The 2175-nt window shown below is 69.3% G+C and carries 2 protein-coding genes; both read right to left on the bottom strand.

Features of this window, described 5'->3' with window-relative positions; genetic code table 11:
* Positions 1-461: hypothetical protein (locus ACIPIA_RS14740; protein WP_400510630.1), on the bottom strand; the 461-nt coding region annotated here is incomplete at its 3' end.
* A 71-nt stretch (positions 462-532) separates the two neighbouring features.
* Complete coding sequence (locus tag ACIPIA_RS14735; protein ID WP_465246963.1) at positions 533-2149, bottom strand: GMC family oxidoreductase; 1617 nt, start codon at positions 2147-2149, stop codon at positions 533-535.
* Between the last annotated feature and the right edge of the window lie 26 nt (positions 2150-2175).

Here is a 2175-nt window from a genome sequence, read left to right as displayed (position 1 = left end):
TAGGCGCTGGAGGCGCGCACCCAGCCCAGCGCCTGGTCGCGCAGCCGGGTGACGATGCCAATGCCCCAGGCGAACCAGCGATAGCTCATCAGCTTGTCGCGCCCGGCGTCGTAGATGCGCTCGACGATCAGGAAGGTGGCGAGATGGGCGAGGCCGAGCACGATCAGCCCGGTCCAGAACGTCCCGCGCGCCATCAGGATGAGGCCGAGCAGCTTGAGCGGCTCGGCGATGATGAAGGGCACCGCGAAGGCCAGCAGCACCAGCGGGCGCGGGAGCCGCGCCACGGCCGCCTCCAGGTGGTGCACCAGCCTGAGCGAGGCGAACCAGCGGATCAGCGGCCGGTAGAGCGGCCGCGCGATCTCGTCGAGGATGATGAACGCCGTCAGCACGGCGCGGACGACCCCGAGCGCGATCCGCTTGAAGGGGCCCTTATGCTGCGAGGGCTGCGAGGCTGGAGGCATGGCGCTTTCCGGCATGGAACGCCCCTTCATAAGCCGGGCTTTGTGGCGTTTCGAAGCCGGGGCGGCGGCGATCAGCGCCGCGCGTCCTCCCTCAGCATCGCGGCGCCCTTCTCGGCGATCATCATCGTCGGGTTGGCGGTGTTGCCGGAGGTGATGGTCGGCATCACCGAGGCATCGATGACGCGCAGGCCCGAGACGCCGCGGACCCGCAGGCGTTCGTCCAGAACCGCGGTCGGGTCGCCGTCGCTGCCCATCTTTGCGGTGCCGACGGGGTGGAAGATGGTGGTGCCCAGCTTTGCCGCCGCCTCCAGCAGCTCGGCATCCGTCCGGGCCGCCTCGCCCGGCATGTATTCCTCCGGCCGGAAGCGTGCCAGCGGCGCCTGTGCCACGATCCGGCGGGTCAGCTTCAGGGCATCGACCGCGACCTGCCGGTCCTCCTCCGTGTCGAAATAATTGGGCGAGATCACCGGCGTGTCGAACGGATCGGCCGAGCGCAGGTGGACGCTGCCGCGGCTGCTCGGCCTGAGATTGCAGACGCTTGCGGTGAAGGCATCGAAGGGATGCAGGCCCGAGCCCCAGCTGTCGAGCGACAGCGGCTGGAAATGGAACTGCAGGTTGGCGGTCGCGTAATGCGGTGCCGATTTCACGAAGGCGCCGACCTGCGAGGGCGCCATGGTCAGCGGCCCGGTGCGCAGTGCCGCCCATTCGAGCGCCATCAGGGGCCGGCGCCAGACCTTGGCATAATCGCTGTTCAGCGTCCTGACGCCATGGACCTTGTAGACCGGGCGGATCTGGAGATGGTCCTGCAGGTTCTCGCCGACGCCGGGCGCATCGACCACCGTCTCGATGCCCAGGCCCTGCAGGCGCGCACCGCTGCCGATGCCGGAGCGTTCGAGCAGGAGCGGGGAGGCGACTGCGCCGGCGCAGAGCACGATCTCGCCGCGTACCTCGGCCTTCAGCTTCTCCTCGCCATGGGTGAACTCGATCGCCTTGGCCCGGCCGTTCTCGACGATGATGCGCTCGACATGGACGCGCGCTTCCAGGCGAAGATTTTCCCGGTCCGGACGCTCGAGCAGCGGCTTGAGGAAGGCGCGGTAGGCGCTGAGCCGGCGTCCGCGCCGCTGGTTCACCTGGAAATAGGCCGAACCCTCGTTGTCGCCGGTGTTGAAGTCCGCGATCTTGGCGATGCCGGCGGCCTCGGCCGCGTCGCGGACGGCGTCGAGGATGTCCCACCGCACCCGCGGGTTCTCGACGCGCCATTCCCCGCCGGACTTGTGCATGCCGCCGGGGGGCGGCGCGATGTGGTCCTCGTGCTTCAGGAAATAGGGCAGCACCTCGTCCCAGCCCCAGCCGGACAGACCGAGCTGGCGCCAGCCGTCATAGTCCGCCGCCTGTCCGCGCATGTAGATCATGGCGTTGATCGAGGAGGAGCCGCCGAGGACCTTGCCGCGCGGATAGGCGAGCGCCCGCCCGCCGAGGCCGGGCTGGGGCTCCGTCTTGAACAGCCAGTCGGCGCGGGGATTCCCGATGGCGAAGAGATAGCCGACCGGAATGTGGAACCAGATCCAGTCGTCGCGCCCCCCGGCCTCGAGCACGAGGACCTTGTTCCTGCGGTCGGCTGCGAGCCGGTTGGCGACGACGCAGCCGGCGGAGCCGGCGCCGATCACGATATAGTCGAACGTCCCGATCAGGTCGCGGTCGGCAGGCGTGGCGT

Source organism: Allobosea sp. CER48 (assembly GCF_044752385.1).
GTDB lineage: Bacteria > Pseudomonadota > Alphaproteobacteria > Rhizobiales > Beijerinckiaceae > Allobosea.
The sequence above is the reverse complement of the archived record's forward strand: the minus strand, read 5'-3'. Positions and strand labels throughout refer to the sequence as shown.